The 17,045-nt window shown below is 66.0% G+C and carries 20 protein-coding genes; 14 read left to right on the top strand and 6 right to left on the bottom strand.

Going from position 1 to position 17,045, the window contains the following annotated elements; all coding sequences use genetic code 11:
* Positions 1-136 precede the first annotated feature (136 nt).
* Genes ACFWB0_RS07915 through ACFWB0_RS07900 form a run of 4 tightly spaced genes read left to right on the top strand, consistent with a single transcriptional unit; the run spans position 137 to position 3,436 of the window.
* Positions 137-493 carry a YraN family protein gene (locus ACFWB0_RS07915; protein WP_378489888.1) on the top strand — a complete coding sequence of 119 codons (357 nt, stop codon included), beginning with the start codon at positions 137-139 and terminating at the stop codon, positions 491-493.
* Positions 493-2,001 carry a YifB family Mg chelatase-like AAA ATPase gene (locus ACFWB0_RS07910; RefSeq protein ID WP_378489887.1) on the top strand — a complete coding sequence of 503 codons (1,509 nt, stop codon included), beginning with the start codon at positions 493-495 and terminating at the stop codon, positions 1,999-2,001. The genes ACFWB0_RS07915 and ACFWB0_RS07910 overlap by 1 nt, the downstream gene beginning before the upstream one ends.
* Positions 1,998-3,161, top strand: coding sequence for a DNA-processing protein DprA (dprA, locus tag ACFWB0_RS07905; RefSeq protein ID WP_378489886.1), 1,164 nt, complete (start codon positions 1,998-2,000; stop codon positions 3,159-3,161). The genes ACFWB0_RS07910 and dprA overlap by 4 nt, the downstream gene beginning before the upstream one ends.
* Before the next feature lie 59 nt (positions 3,162-3,220).
* Positions 3,221-3,436: a hypothetical protein gene (locus tag ACFWB0_RS07900; RefSeq protein WP_378489885.1), complete on the top strand. Its 216-nt coding sequence runs from the start codon at positions 3,221-3,223 to the stop codon at positions 3,434-3,436.
* A 61-nt stretch (positions 3,437-3,497) separates the two neighbouring features.
* On the opposite strand, the gene ACFWB0_RS07895 is transcribed toward ACFWB0_RS07900, so the two are convergent.
* Positions 3,498-3,776 (bottom strand): DUF6953 family protein, encoded by a 279-nt coding sequence (locus ACFWB0_RS07895; protein ID WP_378489884.1) that lies wholly within the window; start codon positions 3,774-3,776, stop codon positions 3,498-3,500.
* A gap of 96 nt (positions 3,777-3,872) precedes the next feature.
* On the opposite strand from ACFWB0_RS07895, the gene ACFWB0_RS07890 reads away from it, so the two are divergent.
* Positions 3,873-4,655 (top strand): siderophore-interacting protein, encoded by a 783-nt coding sequence (locus ACFWB0_RS07890; protein ID WP_378489883.1) that lies wholly within the window; start codon positions 3,873-3,875, stop codon positions 4,653-4,655.
* Positions 4,656-4,674: 19 nt separating this feature from the next.
* Here the strand turns inward: ACFWB0_RS07890 and ACFWB0_RS07885 are convergent, their stop codons facing one another.
* The gene (locus tag ACFWB0_RS07885) at positions 4,675-5,838 is read right to left on the bottom strand and encodes a multidrug effflux MFS transporter (RefSeq protein ID WP_378489990.1); all 1,164 of its coding nucleotides are present in this window, start codon (positions 5,836-5,838) and stop codon (positions 4,675-4,677) included.
* Positions 5,839-5,925: 87 nt separating this feature from the next.
* Here ACFWB0_RS07885 and ACFWB0_RS07880 point away from each other — a divergent pair, with 87 nt between their 5' ends.
* Entirely contained in the window at positions 5,926-6,867 is a 942-nt protein-coding gene (locus ACFWB0_RS07880) for a tyrosine recombinase XerC (protein WP_378489882.1), read from the top strand.
* 128 nt (positions 6,868-6,995) lie between these two features.
* Here ACFWB0_RS07880 and ACFWB0_RS07875 read toward each other — a convergent pair whose 3' ends face one another.
* The gene (locus ACFWB0_RS07875) at positions 6,996-7,262 is read right to left on the bottom strand and encodes a hypothetical protein (RefSeq protein WP_378489881.1); all 267 of its coding nucleotides are present in this window, start codon (positions 7,260-7,262) and stop codon (positions 6,996-6,998) included.
* Positions 7,263-7,290: 28 nt separating this feature from the next.
* Here ACFWB0_RS07875 and ACFWB0_RS07870 point away from each other — a divergent pair, with 28 nt between their 5' ends.
* Positions 7,291-8,547, top strand: coding sequence for a MinD/ParA family protein (locus tag ACFWB0_RS07870; protein WP_378489880.1), 1,257 nt, complete (start codon positions 7,291-7,293; stop codon positions 8,545-8,547).
* 22 nt (positions 8,548-8,569) lie between these two features.
* On the opposite strand, the gene ACFWB0_RS07865 is transcribed toward ACFWB0_RS07870, so the two are convergent.
* A complete protein-coding gene (locus ACFWB0_RS07865) occupies positions 8,570-9,052 on the bottom strand; it encodes a M23 family metallopeptidase (RefSeq protein WP_378489879.1) in 483 nt (160 codons plus the stop codon).
* 320 nt (positions 9,053-9,372) lie between these two features.
* Between ACFWB0_RS07865 and rpsB the strand changes: the two genes are divergently transcribed.
* The 6 genes from rpsB (at position 9,373) to ACFWB0_RS07835 (ending at position 14,378) form a co-directional block, all read left to right on the top strand.
* Positions 9,373-10,230 carry a 30S ribosomal protein S2 gene (rpsB, locus tag ACFWB0_RS07860; RefSeq protein ID WP_378489878.1) on the top strand — a complete coding sequence of 286 codons (858 nt, stop codon included), beginning with the start codon at positions 9,373-9,375 and terminating at the stop codon, positions 10,228-10,230.
* 132 nt (positions 10,231-10,362) lie between these two features.
* Complete coding sequence (gene tsf, locus ACFWB0_RS07855; protein ID WP_378489877.1) at positions 10,363-11,187, top strand: translation elongation factor Ts; 825 nt, start codon at positions 10,363-10,365, stop codon at positions 11,185-11,187.
* Positions 11,188-11,363: 176 nt separating this feature from the next.
* Positions 11,364-12,092 (top strand): UMP kinase, encoded by a 729-nt coding sequence (gene pyrH, locus ACFWB0_RS07850; RefSeq protein ID WP_378489876.1) that lies wholly within the window; start codon positions 11,364-11,366, stop codon positions 12,090-12,092.
* Positions 12,093-12,120: 28 nt separating this feature from the next.
* Positions 12,121-12,678 (top strand): ribosome recycling factor, encoded by a 558-nt coding sequence (gene frr / locus ACFWB0_RS07845; protein ID WP_378489875.1) that lies wholly within the window; start codon positions 12,121-12,123, stop codon positions 12,676-12,678.
* A gap of 2 nt (positions 12,679-12,680) precedes the next feature.
* Positions 12,681-13,616, top strand: a complete 936-nt coding sequence (locus ACFWB0_RS07840) for a phosphatidate cytidylyltransferase (protein ID WP_378489874.1) — start codon at positions 12,681-12,683, stop codon at positions 13,614-13,616.
* Positions 13,617-13,637: 21 nt separating this feature from the next.
* On the top strand, positions 13,638-14,378 hold the full coding sequence (locus ACFWB0_RS07835; RefSeq protein ID WP_378489873.1) for a class I SAM-dependent methyltransferase: 741 nt from the start codon (positions 13,638-13,640) through the stop codon (positions 14,376-14,378).
* 17 nt (positions 14,379-14,395) lie between these two features.
* Here the strand turns inward: ACFWB0_RS07835 and ACFWB0_RS07830 are convergent, their stop codons facing one another.
* A complete protein-coding gene (locus ACFWB0_RS07830; RefSeq protein ID WP_378489872.1) occupies positions 14,396-15,241 on the bottom strand; it encodes an HpcH/HpaI aldolase/citrate lyase family protein in 846 nt (281 codons plus the stop codon).
* Between the two features lie 124 nt (positions 15,242-15,365).
* Here ACFWB0_RS07830 and rlmN point away from each other — a divergent pair, with 124 nt between their 5' ends.
* On the top strand, positions 15,366-16,475 hold the full coding sequence (rlmN, locus tag ACFWB0_RS07825; protein WP_378489871.1) for a 23S rRNA (adenine(2503)-C(2))-methyltransferase RlmN: 1,110 nt from the start codon (positions 15,366-15,368) through the stop codon (positions 16,473-16,475).
* A 66-nt stretch (positions 16,476-16,541) separates the two neighbouring features.
* On the opposite strand, the gene ACFWB0_RS07820 is transcribed toward rlmN, so the two are convergent.
* Positions 16,542-17,045 (bottom strand): phosphatase PAP2 family protein (locus ACFWB0_RS07820; protein WP_378489870.1); only part of this gene is annotated, 504 nt, incomplete at its 5' end.

Raw genomic sequence — 17,045 nt, 5'->3', positions numbered from 1 at the left:
AGTGTGCCGGCCGAGGAGCGGGCTGTTGTACACAGCCGGTCGTTTCATCCACAGATTTCCCGTTTCGGGCATCCGACTCCCCATGTGCCCGCCTTCCCTGCTGCACAGTGTGTGCACGCAGGGAGGAGCAAGAGGGATGGGACGAAATCAAGATGTGGGGATCCGCGGTGAGGACCTCGCCGCCGAATATCTCGAGGCCGGCGGAATGGTGGTCGTCGAACGCAACTGGCGGTGCCGGTACGGCGAGCTGGACCTGATCGCGCAGGACGGTGCCGTTCTCGTGTTCGTGGAGGTCAAGACCAGGACGGGGCTCGGTTACGGCACACCCGCCGAAGCCGTCACCCGCGCCAAAGCAGAACGGCTGCGGCGCCTGGCCGGACTGTGGCTTGCGGCCCAGAACCGCAGATGGGACCGGATCCGCATCGACGTGGTGACGGTCGTGCTGGTTCGAGGGAATGCTCCCGAGATCGTCCACCGCAAGCAGGTGCTCTGATGGCGCTGGGGAAAGCATGGTCGGTGGCCGTGTCCGGTATCGATGGTCACGTCGTCGAGATCGAAGCCGACATCGGCGGCGGATTGCCGGGCGTGAAGATGGTCGGCCTTCCCGACACCGCACTGCAGGAATCACGTGACCGCGTCCGCGCGGCGGTATCCAACTCCGGTGGGAAATGGCCGGATTCGAAGGTCGTTCTGGCATTGTCGCCTGCGACACTTCCCAAAATGGGGAGTGTCTACGATCTTGCTCTCGCGTGCGCGGTGCTCAATGCCGCGGATGTCGTACCGCTCGAAGCGATGACGAAGACGATCCTGCTGGGCGAACTCGCGCTCGACGGCAGGCTGCGACCGATCCGTGGAGTGCTCCCCGCCGTCGTCACGGCGAAGAACCACGGATGGTCGCGAGTCGTGGTTCCTACCGTGATGATGACCGAGGCATCGCTGGTGGAGGGAATCGACGTGTACGGCGCCGACACCCTGCGCGACGTGGTGCTGTGGCTGCAGGGCGACGGCCCGCTCGAGCGCCCCGATCCTCGTGCTGTGCCACCACGAACTCTTCGTGCCGACCTCAGTGAGGTCGTCGGACAGCACGAGGCGCGCCGCGCGATCGAAGTCGCCGCGGCGGGCGCGCATCACCTCATGCTCACCGGTCCGCCCGGAATCGGGAAGACGATGCTGGCCCAACGTCTTCCGGGAATACTTCCCGAACTGAGCGCAACCCATGCACTCGAGGTCACGGCGGTTCACTCGGTAGCCGGAACCCTCACGGCGGATCGTCCGCTGGTGATGGAACCGCCGTTCATCGCGCCACATCACACCGCGACAGTCGCCTCGCTCATCGGCGGTGGGACGGGCATGGCCACACCGGGCGCTGTCAGTCGAGCACACCGCGGGGTGCTGTTCCTCGACGAGGTTGCCGAGATGGGAACGAAGACCCTCGAGGCGCTGCGAACTCCCCTCGAGGACGGAGAAGTGCGCATCGCCCGCCGAGATGGCGTGGCCCGGTACCCCGCCCGATTCCAACTGATCCTGGCAGCGAATCCATGCCCGTGCGCGCCTGCTCGCGACGCCGATTGCGTGTGCGTGCCGACCGCCCGGCGCCGATATCTCGGGCGACTGTCAGGACCGCTGCTCGACCGCGTCGATCTTCGGGTGCGGATGCAGTCCGTCGCAACGAGCGCGTTGATGGGCGACGCGGGGGAGAGCACCGACGACGTACGAGCTCGTGTCGCGGCTGCACGTGCCGCTGCAGCTGACCGGTGGAAGGATTTCGGGTGGGCGACCAACGCGGAAGTTCCGGGTCCGGCGCTGCGACAGAAGTTCCGGCTGCCGGCTACGGCCGTCAAACCTGTGGAGTGGGCGTTGCGCAAGGGTGCGATCACGGCGCGAGGGGCGGACAGAGCACTCAGAGTTGCGTGGACATTGTGCGACTTGGAGGGTCTGTCCCAACCGACCGAACTTCACGTGGCCGCAGCGCTCGACTTCCGAGATCGAGGTGCGGCATGACACGCGGATCATCCGTGGGTGAGAAGCAGGATGCAGACGAGAGACGGTGTGCCTGGGCATATCTCTCGACGGCCACCCAGGGCGCCTCGCGGACGGTGTCCGCGGCCATTGCTGAGCACGGAGTCGTCGAGGTCGCGGATGCTGTGCGGGAAGGTTCGGCGGGTGCCGACCTCACCGCCAAGGTCAAGGCTCGTGCCCACCTCGACACGGCTGCCGCCGATCTGGAACGCCTGAGCCGGGCGGGCGGGCGCCTTGTCACCCCGGACGACGACGAGTGGCCCGCGTGGCAGATGCTCGGGTTCGACCAGCTGGACACGGCCACCGATGCGGAAGGCCCGCCGCTGGCGCTGTGGGTGTGGGGACAACGGCGGCTCGACGAACTCGTCGAACGGGCGATCGGGATCGTCGGCACCCGGGCGGCCAGCGGATACGGCGAACACGTGACGGCAGAGATCGCCGGCGACCTTGCAGTCGACGGGTGGACCGTGGTGTCCGGGGCCGCATTCGGGATCGATGCTGCGGCACATCGAGCTGCCCTCGGGGTCGGAGGAACCACCGTTGCGATCCTCGCGTGCGGTGTGGATCGGGCCTATCCCGCCGCACACGCGAAACTGCTGCGGAGTATCTCCGAATCCGGCCTGGTGGTCAGCGAATACCCACCCGGCACGGTCCCCGCACGATATCGCTTCCTGGCGCGCAATCGGTTGATCGCGGCATTGTCCGTGGGAACCGTTGTCGCCGAAGCGGGGTGGCGTAGCGGCGCCCGCAACACGGCAGCGTGGGCACGCCGGCTGGGCCGACCGGTGGTGGCGGTGCCCGGGCCGGTCACGTCGGCGGCATCGCAGGGGTGCCACCGCATGATCCGCGAGGGCGAAGCGCGGTTGGTCGGCGCCGCGCGGGACATCGTCGAGGAATGCGGTCCACTCCTCGAAGTCGACGACGACCGCGATGCCCAGTTCGTTCGAGCGCTCGACGGACTCTCGGGAGATCTGGCGCTCGTCTACGAGGCGTTGCCGGCGGCGGGCACGTGCGAGCCGACAGCGCTCGCGGAGGCCGCAGGGCTCTCCGTCGACCGCGTGCGGGGAGCGTTGCCCTTACTCGAAATGGAAGGGCTGGTCCGGCGTGACGACGCGGGCTGGTCGCGTACAGCGGGCAGGTAACGGTGCTGGTCGCCCGCCGATAGAACGGACGGCAACCATGCCTCGTGGAAGGACGCTCGATGCTTCGAAAACTCACGGTGATTGCTGCCGTCACCACCATGATGGGGCTGGGTTCAGCGGGCCTTGCCGGTGCACAGGCCACCTCGGTGGATGGTCCTCTGGCCATGCCTGACTTGACGTGCGTTTACAATCCGATCCATCCGCAGTGCATCGTGGCCGCGCTCGCGCAAACGTTGTCATCGATGTCGTCGACAGGGACCGGCTCGGCCGAGTGAGTGCTGAACAATGTAGAGATCGTGTTCTCCGAGGAGGACACGGTCTCTACATGTAGATGGACTACTCCGTCGCCGGGAGTTCGGCCGATTCGGCTTCGGGACTGTCGTCGATGTACCAGGCGAGGTCGTCGCGGTGCCACTTCACGGCGCCGCGGTGAGCTTTGCGGAATTCCTTGAGGACAGCCCGGTCGACCGAGGGGTGACCGCTGTCGCCCACGTAGATCCATTCGGACCCGAACTTCGATTCGATCGCGTCGACCATGTCTGCCTGGCCGACCTTACGTTCGGTGTTGATGATGTCGACCATCCAGGTGGCGATGTCGGACGCGGTGGTACTCATGGCTTCGAGCCTAGTCGGACGGTATTCGGCTCCTGCGTCTGGCGCCGAGGACAGGGTAGGGTCTCTGGAGATAGGTAACCCTAATAAGGAGGTACTGTGGCGCCCAAGGCTCCGCAAGCGACGACTCTGACCGTGCTGCGCACGGACATCGTGTCCGAGCATTTCGTTCGAGTGGTGTTCGGTGGCGACGGGTTCGCCGACTTCACTCCGCGCCCCGAAACCGACAGCTACGTCAAGATCGAACTTCCGGCGGGGGACGAGACCGTGGTGCGCACCTACACGGTGCGGCGCGTGGATCCGGATGCCGAGGAGATTTGGATCGACTTCGTCGTCCACGGCGACGAGGGAATCGCGGGCCCGTGGGCGCGCTCCGTGAAACCCGGCACCGAGGTGGTGCTCCGAGGCCCCGGAGCGGGTTACCTGCCCGATCCGGCCGCGGACTTCCACCTGCTGGCAGGTGACGAGACTGCGGTTCCTGCGATCGCAGCGGCCCTCGAGTCGCTTCCGGCCGACGCTGCCGGAGCTGTGTTCCTCGAGGTTGCCGGAGAATCCGACGAACTCGATCTGGTCGCACCGTCCGGCGTCACCGTGACGTGGCTCCATCGTGGGGCGGCGGCAGGCGATGCAGGCTCGGACCTGATCGACGGCAACGCGCCCCTGGTAGCAGCGGTGCGGGAGTTGCCGTGGCCCGAAGGAGACGTCCAGGTGTTCGTGCACGGTGAAGCGGAAACCGTCATGAAGCACATCCGTCCCTACCTGCGCAAGGAACGCGGGGTGAAGCCTGCTCGCGCGTCGATCTCCGGGTACTGGCGTCGTGGGCGGACCGAGGAGGGCTTCCGTACCTGGAAGAAGGAGCTCACCGAGGTCGAGGTCAGCTAGAGCGGCGCTCGTAGGACGGTCAGGTGCGGGCCTCACGGGTGAGCGTGAGCAGGGCGGTCATCGCGAGGCCCGCGGAGACGACGATTGCGATCGTCATGGGGATGGCGGTGTCCTCCCCGCCCAACCCGACCAGCGGTGAGACGATCGCGGCGAGGCCGAACTGGGAGGCGCCCATGATCGCGGATCCGGTACCTGCGGCCGACGGCACTTCGCCCTGGCCGAGGGCTGTGGAATTGCCCATCGTGAATCCGAGGCTGAGCACGACGGCGAACAGCAGTGGCAGCAGCAGCCAGCGGTGAGCGCCGAAAATCACTGTGGTGACCAGCAGCAGTGTTCCTGCGGTCAGCATGAGAGTGACGCCGAACAGCAGTAGCGAGCGCACCTCGAACCGGCCGATCAGGCGAGTGTTGATGATGTTCGCGGTCACCAATCCCACCGAGTTGGCTGCGAAGACCAGCGAGAACTGTGTCGCGGACATCCCCAGCACGTTCTGCACGACGAACGGTGATGCAGAGATGTAGGCGAACAGCGCGCCGAAGCCGAGCGCGAACGCCGCGGCGTATCCGATGAAACGGCGATTGCCGAGCACGTAACCGAAGTTGCTCGCGAGCGCTGCGAACCCGCCACCGTGACGTTTCTCGGGTGGCAGGGTTTCGGGGATGAACGCGAGTACTCCGACGAGCATCGCGATGGAGGCGCCGGTCAGGACCCAGAAGATCCCGCGCCAGCCGATGGGATCGAGGAGTGCACCACCGATCACCGGCGCGGCAATGGGGGCGATGCCACCGATGATCATCATGACGCTGAACAAGCGCGCAGATTCGTGGCCGCTCGTCCGATCTGCGATGACCGCGCGCGCAAGCACGATTCCGATGCCCCCGCTGAAGCCCTGGATTGCTCGTGCCGCGATGAGCACCTCGACCGCCGGGGCAAGCGCGCACATCGCGCTACTCACTGCGAGCACGATGGTGCCGATCACGAGGAGGCGTCGGCGGCCCCAACCGTCGGAGAGGGGGCCGGTGATCAACTGACCGATGCCCAGGCCGGCCATGAACGTGGTCAGCGTGAGCTGGATCCCGACGGTCGAGGTGCCGAGACTCTCGGACATGATCGGCAAACCCGGTAGATACATATCCGTCGCCAGCGGCGCTGTGGCCGACAGGAGCGCAAGTGCGCACAGCATCGGCAAAGAGATCGTTTTACTCACGAACGAACCCTATCGAGGCGCGTTGGCTTGCACGGACCCGGAACACCGCGCACGGTAGTTCCCATGGATCATGATCCGGCATCGGCAGCGCTGCCTCCTGTGCTCGCCGTCCATGTCGAGGATTTCGCCGAGCATCTGGCACTGCAGTCGAATCGTTCGGCGCACACCGTCCGCGCGTACACCACGGACGTGCGTTCGCTGCTTGCTCACCTCGCCGAAGGGAAACCGGACGCACGCGTGTCCGATATCGACCTCGGGATTCTGCGGGCGTGGCTCGCGCGGCAGGTCGCGTCAGGAGCAGCGCGCAGCACGATCGCGCGGCGCACGTCGTCGGTGCGGACCTTCACCGCCTGGCTGGTCCGCTCCGGCCGCACCCGACACGACCCCGGGACAAGGCTCGCATCAGCACGCGCGCACCGGACATTGCCCGCGGTGCTGCATGCCGACCAGGCTTCGGAACTCATGGCGGCGGCGGAGTCGGGCGCTCGGGAGGAAGACCCGGTTGCGCTACGCGACCGTGTGATCGTCGAACTGCTGTATGCGACAGGCATCCGGGTCGGTGAACTGTGTGGGCTCGACCTCGACGACGCGGATGCGGAGCGGCGGGTCGTGCGGGTGCTGGGTAAAGGCGACAAGGAACGAACGGTGCCGTACGGGGTTCCCGCCGCAGATGCGCTCGAACGGTGGCTGACAATCGGCAGACCGTCGTTGGCGACCGCGTTGTCGGGGCCGGCGCTGCTCCTCGGGAAGCGTGGTGGGCGGATCGGGCAGCGGCAGGTACGCACGGTCGTGCACGAGGCGGTCGGTGCCGTTCCCGGCGCCCCCGATCTCGCTCCGCACGGGCTACGACACACTGCAGCGACCCATCTTCTCGAGGGCGGTGCCGATCTGCGCGTCGTCCAGGAAGTCCTCGGTCATTCGAGCTTGGCAACCACTCAGCTGTATACCCATGTGTCGGTTGCGCGGCTGCGTGCAGTCCATGAGCAGGCGCATCCCCGCGCCTGAGGTGTACGCGGTTCGGTCCGCTTTGGTAGCGTCGCAGCCGATCGACAGCGGGGGATCTCGGGGGGATTGATGGCACGTGACGAGTCGAACCATGCACTTCCAGCGTGGTTGCAGGACGAACCCGATCCTCAACCGGAGCCTCCCACACCGCGACGTGGACTACGTCGTACTGCTGTGCGCGCGTCGGAACAGCGCATCGTGCCGCCGGAATCGCAGACCGGCTCGGTAGCGAGCCCACTCCTGATCTCAGCGCCGGTGCCCTCCGCTGCTAGACCGGTTCCGTCCTCAGCAGCTCCGATTTCACCGAGTGCAGCTCCGATCTCACCGAGCGCAGCTCCGATCTCACCGCCGCCTGCCTCGGTCGCGCCGCCGGCGTCGGTGCCGTTTTCGATCATCCCGATTCAGCGTGATCCGGAGCCGAGGATGTCTGCGGAGCCGGAGCCGGAGCCTGTCGCGGTCGTGCAAGAAGTGGTCGTTCTGCCTGATCCGGTGCCTGAGTCGGTGCCGGACACTGTGCCTGTGCCCGTGCTGGTTACTGTGCCCGAGCCTGAACTCGTAGAAGAAGGGGAGTCTCGGACGGAACCGGAACCGGAACCGGAACCGGAACGCGCTGTCGAACCTGAGCCGCTCCATGTACCCGACCCGGTCCCTGCCGTGAACCACGATCCGGGCGTCGTGATCGATCCGATTCCGGGTCCCGCAGTTCCGGGTCCCGCGGGTGTGCCGGACCATCAACCGTCGAATCTCGACCTCGCGTCGGGGGTGCTGGTCCGTCGCTCCCGGCGTGCGCCGAGTGGTGGGTGGCGGCGCGGTGTGCATCGGATCACCGGAGGGTTGTTCAATCCCGGCGAATCTTCCGACGATGCTCACCACGACGATCTCGTCGCGCGCATCCGGCAGCCGATAGGCGGCGACTACCGCATCGCGGTGCTCTCCCTGAAGGGCGGTGTCGGAAAGACCACGACGACGATCGGTGTGGGCTCCACCTTCGCGTCGATGCGCGGTGACTGCGTGATCGCTGTCGACGCCAACCCTGATTTCGGAACTCTCGCGCAGCGGATCCCCGAACAGACACAGTCGACGGTACGAGATCTGATCGCGGTGGCGGACCGCATCGAACGTTATTCCGATGTACGTGCCCACACGTCGCAGGCTCCGAGTCGGCTCGAAGTGCTTGCCAGCGAACGCGATCCGGCGGTATCGGAGGCATTCAGCGAGGACGACTATCGTCGGGTCATCGACATTCTGCAGGTGTACTACAACATCATCCTCACCGACTGCGGAACCGGGATCATGCACTCGGCGATGAAAGGGGTGCTCGATCTCGCCAACGCACTCATCCTCGTCGGGTCGCCCGCCGTCGACGGTGCTCGCAGTGCCGCTGCGACACTGGACTGGCTACAGCACCACGGCTACAGCGACCTCGTCGATCGCACGGTCGTGGTGATCAGTTCGCCGAGGCCGGGAACCTCCAATATCGACCTCGACGCGTTGACCGAGCATTTTCTCGCTCGCTGCCGGGCCGTGCAGTTCGTGCCCTTCGACGAGCACCTGGCGGAGGGCGCCGAGATCGACCTGAATTTGCTGCAGCCCGCGACCCGTCGGGCGTTCGCCGAGCTTGCGGCCATGGTCGCCGATGATTTCCCTGTCCTGACGGGACGACATTCCGCGCAATGGTGACGGTGCTGCATCACCGGCCAGGTCACACCGGTTCGAGTCGGATCACCGCCCGTTCGACGAGGGGGAGCGGGTCGAGGTAGCTGTCGCGGTCGCGGCGCAGGCCCCAGTGCAGACACGCATCGACCGGGCAGCCTTCGTGTCCGGCCTCCACTGTGCCCAGCGGGTCGCCGGCAGAGACCCGGCGCCCCGATACGACTGTCGCGGTTACGGGCTCGTAGGTGGTGCGTAGTCCTCCCGAGTGGTCGACCGACACCACCGGCTTACCCGCGACAGTTCCGGCGAACACGACGATCCCGTCGCCGGACGAAAGCACCGTCTGGCCGGGATATGACGTGAGATCGGCGCCGCGATGGCCGGGCAACCAGTTGTGCTCGGGTGGGTCGAACGACCGGGCCACCGTCGGACGTGGTTCGAGAGGCCAGACGAACGGGTCGGTGGCAGCCGCGGGGGCCGGGTCGACCAGAAACGGCAGGGCTGTCAGTAGCGCGAGCGCGGGGATTCGCATACGTCCCAGACTTGCTGCCGGGAGGCTGTCGCGATACCCCGAACCGGAGAATGTGGACAACTTTCCGGTTGTCCACAGGAGCGGGAGCATTGACCGCTCTGACGAGGCGGTTGGCAGTTCGAGGAGTCAGGGCCGTATGATTGTCGAGCGGTCTGTGTTCGCAGATCGACTTCGCGCGTCCGCGCGTCGGTGCAACTCCGTCTATACGGATGCACCGTAGATGGCCGTCGCCGGTCCCGCAAGGGTCGACGGGCATGCGGACGCCAGGGCGGGGATCGCAAGATCACCCGCGGCAACCGACATGAAAGAGAGAAACAGGCATGCCTGTTGTAACTATGAGGCAGCTGCTCGACAGCGGCGCCCACTTCGGACACCAGACTCGTCGCTGGAACCCGAAGATGAAGCGGTTCATCTTCACCGACCGCAACGGCATCTACATCATCGACTTGCAGCAGACCCTGACGTACATCGACAAGGCGTACGAGTTCGTCAAGGAGACCGTCGCTCACGGTGGAACGATTCTGTTCGTCGGCACCAAGAAGCAGGCACAGGAATCCATCGCCGAAGAAGCCACCCGCGTCGGCATGCCGTACGTGAACCAGCGTTGGCTCGGCGGCATGCTCACCAACTTCTCCACCGTCCACAAGCGCCTGCAGCGCCTGAAGGAACTGGAGGCGATGGAGCAGACCGGTGGCTTCGAGGGGCGCACCAAGAAGGAAATCCTCATGCTCACGCGTGAGATGAACAAGCTCGACCGCACCCTCGGCGGTATCCGCGACATGGCCAAGGTTCCGTCGGCCGTGTGGGTCGTCGACACCAACAAGGAGCACATCGCCGTCGGTGAGGCTCGCAAGCTGAACATCCCGGTGGTCGCGATCCTCGACACCAACTGCGATCCGGACCTCGTCGACTTCCCGATCCCGGGTAACGACGACGCGATCCGCTCCGCGGCGCTGCTGACCAAGGTCGTCGCGTCCGCAGTGGCAGAGGGTCTGCAGGCCCGCGCCGGCAAGAACAGCGACGCCGACGCCAAGCCCGAGGCAACAGCCGCTGAGCCGCTTCCCGAGTGGGAGCAGGAACTGCTCTCGCAGGCGGCTTCGACCGGCGAAGCGGAAGCACCCGCTGCGGAAGCGCCTGCTGCGGAAGCACCCGCCGCGGACGCAGCCCCCGAGGCCTGATCCGTTTGCACGGCCCCGACCGCACGATCGCGAGATCATGGTCGGGGCCGTTGCATCGCGGCCCGGCCCGCACACACGCGGCGCCATCCGCACCCGAGACTTTTCATCACAGACACAGGAGGCCCGCTCAAGATGGCGAACTACACCGCCGCTGATGTCAAGCGTCTCCGCGAGCTCACCGGCTCCGGAATGCTGGACTGCAAGAATGCTCTCGCCGACAACGACGGCGACTTCGACAAGGCCGTCGAGCAGCTGCGCATCAAGGGTGCCAAGGATGTGGGCAAGCGCGCAGAGCGCTCCACCGCCGAAGGCCTCGTCGTCGCCAAGGACGGCGTTCTGGTCGAGCTGAACTCCGAGACCGACTTCGTCGCGAAGAACGCCGAGTTCCAGGCGCTCGCCAACACGATCGTCGCCGCAGCTGCGGAGGGCCGTCCGGCCGACGTCGAGGCACTCCAGGCCCTCGAGGTCGACGGCAAGGCCGTCGGCACCCTGGTGCAGGAGCTGTCCGCCAAGATCGGCGAGAAGCTCGAGATCCGTCGCGTCGCTGCATTCGACGGCAACGTTGCGGTCTACCTGCACAAGCGTGCATCGGACCTGCCCCCGAGCGTGGGCGTGCTCGTCGAGTACACCGGCGAGGGCGACGCCGCAGCCGAGGCTGCGAAGGGTGCTGCCATGCAGGTTGCCGCTCTCAAGGCGAAGTACACCACCCGCGACGAGGTTCCCGAGGAGGTCGTCGCAGGCGAGCGTCGTATCGCCGAGGAGACCGCCAAGGCGGAAGGCAAGCCCGAGCAGGCTCTGCCGAAGATCATCGAAGGCCGCGTCAACGGCTTCTTCAAGGACGTCGTGCTCCTCGAGCAGTCGTCGGTGACGGATTCGAAGAAGACCGTCAAGGCGATCCTCGACGATGCCGGAGCCACCGTGACCCGCTTCGTGCGGTTCGAGGTCGGCGCCAGCTAGTCCACCGATCGATCGACCCCGTCGGCTGTTGCCGGCGGGGTCGTGGTGTGTCCGGCGCCGCGAGGTGATCATCATCAGGTGGTCACCGTGGCGTGTCGCCTCGCTCCCGGTCTCGGTTCCACCGGGTGAATGAGGCAGGATGAAAGGGCCGATTCATGCGCAACCAGAGGAGAGTCATGACCGAGCATGCCCACGATCGGCCCGGTTTCCGCCGGGTGCTTCTCAAACTCGGCGGCGAGATGTTCGGTGGCGGCAAGGTCGGGCTCGACCCCGACGTCGTGACAACTGTCGCGCAGCAGATCGCGGAGGTCGTGCGTAGTGGCGTCGAGGTCGCCGTGGTCATCGGCGGCGGCAACTTCTTCCGCGGCGCCGAACTGCAGCAGCGCGGACTCGAGCGTGCGCGCTCGGACTACATGGGCATGCTGGGCACCGTCATGAACTCCCTCGCGCTCCAGGATTTCCTCGAGAAGCAGGGCATCGACACCAGAGTGCAGACGGCGATCACGATGGGTCAGGTCGCCGAGCCGTACCTGCCGCTTCGTGCGCGGCGCCACCTCGAGAAGGGCCGGGTCGTCATCTTCGGTGCGGGCATGGGCATGCCGTACTTCTCCACCGACACCACCGCCGCGCAACGTGCCCTCGAGATCGGCGCCGACGTCGTTCTGATGGCCAAGGCCGTCGACGGAATCTACTCCGCGGACCCTCGCATCGATCCCGATGCCGAGATGTACGAGGAGGTCACCCATCGCGAGGTCATCGAGAACGGCCTCAAGGTCGCCGACGCGACCGCGTTCAGCCTGTGCATGGACAACGCCATGCCGATCATGGTCTTCAATCTGCTGACCAAGGGCAATATCGCTCGCGCGGTCGCCGGTGAGAAGATCGGAACGCTCGTACGGTCATGATTGGACAACGGAACATGGAGGAACTGCCGTGATCGATGAAGCTCTCTTCGAAGCCGAAGAGAAGATGGAGAAGTCCATCACAGTGGCCAAGGACGATCTCGGCGGCATCCGCACCGGCCGCGCGAACGCGGGAATGTTCAACCGGATCGTCATCGACTACTACGGATCTCCCACCCCGGTGACGCAGGTCGCCAGCATCAACGTGCCCGAGGCGCGGATGGTCATCATCAAGCCCTACGAGGCTTCGCTGCTCGGCGCAATCGAAACTGCGATCCGCAACTCCGATCTCGGGGTCAACCCTTCCAACGACGGCAACATCATCCGTATCTCGGTGCCGCAGCTCACCGAAGACCGCCGTCGTGAACTCGTCAAGCAGGCGAAGAGCAAAGGCGAAGACTCCAAGGTCACCTTGCGGAACGTCCGTCGTAAGGCGATGGAAGAGCTCGGCCGCATCCAGAAGGACGGCGAAGCGGGTGAGGACGAGGTCGCTCGCGCGGAGAAGGAACTCGACAAGACCACGGCCAAGTACGTGGCGCAGGTCGATGAGCTGGTCAAGCACAAGGAAGCCGAGCTGATGGAGGTCTGACGGTGGGCAGAGCCGACGGGTCTCCCGACCCGCAGCTTCCACTCGACGCCGGAGATACCTCCGACGTCCCTGCTGCTGACGCAGCATCACCACCCGACGACGCAACACCGCCCGTCAAGACGTCCCGCGCAGGTCGGGATCTTCCCGCCGCCATAGCGGTCGGGGCCGGTCTCGGCGCGCTCGTGATCGTGATCCTGCTGTTCGCCCCCACCGCCTGGCTCGGTGTGGTCGCGGCTGCGATCGCGATCGCCACGTGGGAGGTCACCAAGCGACTGCGGGAAGCAAGCGTCCTCGTGCCGCGCCTCCCACTGCTGCTCGGCGGCCAGGCGATCATCTGGCTGGGCTGGCCCTACGGCACCACCGGCGTCCTCGGAGCGTTCGCGGGGACCGTGGTGGTGACGATGCTGTGGCGACTGTTCGACCACGGTCTGGCCGCACAGCCGCACAACTATCTGCGCGACACAGCGGTGGCAGTGTTCACCGTGGCATGGCTGCCACTGCTCGCATCCTTTGCAACGCTGATGGTCCTCGAGGACCAAGGCGCTGCACGCGTCTTCTGCCTGATGTTGGTCTGTGTGGCATCGGATATCGGCGGTTATGCCGCCGGCGTGTTGTTCGGCAAGCACACCATGGCGCCCGCGATCAGTCCCAAGAAGTCGTGGGAAGGTTTCGGCGGATCCCTTGTTGCCTGCGTGGCCGTCGGAATTCTCACCGTCGTGTTCCTGCTCGACGGACAGTGGTGGATCGGCGCGCTCCTCGGCGCCGTGCTCGTACTGACGGCCACAGCCGGTGACCTCATCGAGTCGCAGGTCAAGCGCGATCTCGGCATCAAGGACATGGGCACGTTGCTTCCCGGTCACGGCGGCATCATGGACCGACTCGACTCGATCCTCCCGTCGGCGTTCGTGACCTGGCTGATCCTTACGGTCTTCGTGTAGGCCGGGGTACAGGTCCGGAAGATGGGCGATCATCGCGGCGACGACAGGGGCGTGATCGCCAGCCCCAACATCTGGCACTGGCCGGCGGTCTACGAAGAGGAGAACCGCGCCCAGGACTCCCGCGGCGCCGTGTATGCGGCGCTGCGGGAGGACGCAGACTGGGCCGGACTCGACATCGTCGATGTGGGCTGCGGCACCGGTTTCCACCTCGGGATGTTTGCGGAGACAGCCCGGTCGGTGATCGGAATCGAACCTCATCCGCCGCTCGTCGAAGCGGCGCGACGACGAGTAGGTCACCTCGATACGGTCCGGGTTCTCACAGGATCGGCGGCGCACATGCCGATCCCGGACGGGTCGGTGGATCTCGTTCATGCGCGGACCGCGTACTTCTTCGGTCCGGGCTGCGGTGCAGGCATCACCGAGTCGATGCGGGTCCTCCGTCCAGGCGGAGCACTCGCCGTCATCGACCTCGATGCGACGGCGTACCCGTACGGGGAATGGATGCTCGCCGACCTCCCGCACTATCAGCCCCGTGTCGTCGAAGCATTCTTCGACGCCCAGGGTTTCTCTTCACGTCGGATCGACACCGAATGGAACTTCCCGGATCGAGACAGTCTCGAACGGGTCCTCGGAATCGAGTTCGGACCGAAGGTCGCGGCCCGCGCGGTTCGGGAGACGCCGGGAACAACCTTGGCCGTGCGCTACCGGCTGCACATCCGGCACAAGCCGCGCGGCATCGAAGTGGGCAGTCTCCGCAGTTGAGCCGAACGTCACTTCGGCTACTCGTCGGCGGTTCGGCTCGCACTCTGGAGATGGAAGACCCGAGCGAGCTCCTTGATCTTCTTCGCTCGCGCCAGCTTCGGCAGGTCGCTCCCGTCCTGAACACCGTGTCCGTCCTCGCCGAGACGATCGATGACGGCGTGAGCCCACCCGATGTCGTCGGTACTCGGACTGAGCGCTGCATTCGGGAACCGCGCCCGATCCGGTGTCATACACAGTTTCCCCGTCATGCCCATCGACTGGGTCAGCTGCGACTCCTCCTCGAGGACCGTGGGGTCGTCGGTCAGGGAGGGGCCGTCGATAGGTCCGGGGAGTCGCGCGGCCCGGCTCGTGACGACCAGCCGGGAACGCGGATACGCCATGGCGAGGGGTGTCGCGCTCATTCCGGTGTCGCGGCGGAAGTCGCCACTGCCGAAGACCAACCGGAACACGCCCTCGGCGCGGGCGATCTCGGGCGCTGCCTCGAGCCCCATCGCTGATTCGATCAACACGAGGATCCTGGTGCCGTCCGGTAGGGCGTCGGCGGTGGCATCCACCTGCTGCCCACTTTCGGCTTTCGCGAGCATGACGCCCTCGAGGCCTGGCACGCCCGCCAAGGCGTCGACATCGTCGCACCAGTGCGATGTGGTGGTGTCGTTGATGCGGACCCACGCCCTGCCGCCGCCGCGCAGCCACTCGACGACTCCCGCCCGTGCTGCTGCCTTACCCTCGGCAGGGACCGCATCCTCGAGATCGAGCACGACGGCATCGGCAGGCGAGGTGGCAGCAGGCTCGAACCGTTCGGGGTCATTGCCGGGAACAAGAAGCCAGGATCGGGCGAACTCGGGAGCAATACGGTGAGGCATGATTTGATCTTCCTCTCATCGCCGTGGGAATTTCACGAACGTGTGAATTCGAGGGCGAGTTGGGGGTGAGCATCACATCGCAGACCGGACAGCCAGGTCCCGAAGCATGGGAGAATGGTTCATTATGGCTTCCTCACTGCCCCTGGTTTTCGACGCCCCCAAGCGCGGTATGCCTCCGCGGCACCTCGCCGACCTCGATGCCGAGCAACGACGTGAGGCCGTGAAGGAACTGGGTCTTCCGGCATTTCGCGCCGACCAGATCGCACGGCAGTACTACGGCCGGCTCGAAGCCGACCCGGAGAAGATGACCGACCTACCCGCTGCCGTGCGCGACAAGATCGGCGAGGCACTGTTCCCGCCCCTGTTGACACCGGTCAAGCACATCGCCTGCGACGGCGGGGAAACTCGTAAGACGCTGTGGCGCGCGGGCGACGGAACGCTCCTCGAGAGTGTGCTCATGCGGTACCCGGAGCGCGCGACCCTGTGCATCTCGAGTCAGGCCGGGTGCGGAATGGCCTGCCCGTTCTGCGCGACCGGGCAGGGTGGCCTCGACCGGAACCTGACCACCGCAGAGATCGTCGATCAGGTTCGGACGGCCGCGGCGGCGCTGCGCGACGGCGACGTCGCCGGTGGTCCGGGCCGACTCTCGAACATCGTGTTCATGGGCATGGGGGAGCCGCTCGCGAACTACAAGCGGGTCGTCGCGGCGGTTCGCCGGATCACCTCGCCTGCACCCGAAGGCTTCGGGCTGTCGCAGCGTTCGGTCACTGTCTCGACGGTGGGACTCGCGCCCGCCATCCGCAAGCTCGCCGACGAGGGCCTGCACGTCACCCTCGCCGTCTCCTTGCACACCCCCGACGACGAACTCCGCGACACCCTCGTACCGGTCAACAACCGCTGGCCCATATCCGAGGTTCTCAGCGCCGCCCGGTACTACGCCGACAAGACCGGTCGCCGTGTCTCGATCGAATACGCGCTGATCCGCGACGTGAACGACCAGCCGTGGCGCGCCGATCTACTGGGTAAGAAGCTGCGCAAGGCGCTCGGCCCTCTCGTACACGTCAACCTGATCCCGCTCAATCCCACCCCGGGCAGCGAATGGGACGCAAGTCCCAAACCTGCCGAACGGGAATTCGTCCGCCGCGTCATCGCGCAGGGCGTCTCCTGCACCGTCCGCGACACCCGCGGGCAGGAAATCGCCGCAGCGTGCGGGCAGCTTGCCGCTGAGGGCTAAGGCATCTCTCTCGATGTCGATTCGATCAGGGTGCTCATCGGCCGGCGCCCGCTGGTCCGCTGAACGTCAAGGACGCAGGTGGGCGACGGGATGGGTGGTTGCCAGAGATCGAGGCAGCCGACGTCCGACCGGTTGCAGGACAACAACCACCAGAGCCACGACAGCGGTACCCAATGCGAGCCCGCTGGCGACATCATGGACGTAGTGAACGCCCGCAGCCACCCGAGAGAACGCGATGAGAACAGCCATCGGGACCGCTAACCAGGCAGCCCGCGGTAGCGCGATGATGCACGCGGTGGCGAATGCGGCCGCAATGACGGAATGGTTGGACGGCCACGACCAGTCTCCGACTTCGGGGCAGGACATGATCGTGTCCACATCCAGGACGCGGCAGGGACGCTCCTCGGTCACCATCAGTTTGATCACTTCGCTGAGCAAGTAGGCGCCTACTACTCCGATCCCCCCGGTGGCGAGCCCCTGCGTGTCAGGCTGAGTTGAGGCCAGCGGTTCACAGCAACTCCGCCTGCAGGGCGAGATACGGATCAACCCAACGATGACGATGTCCACCCC

The organism is Rhodococcus sp. NPDC060086 (assembly GCF_042730275.1).
In the GTDB taxonomy this organism is placed as follows: Bacteria; Actinomycetota; Actinomycetes; order Mycobacteriales; family Mycobacteriaceae; genus Rhodococcus.
This window is presented reverse-complemented; position numbering and strand designations above follow the sequence as displayed.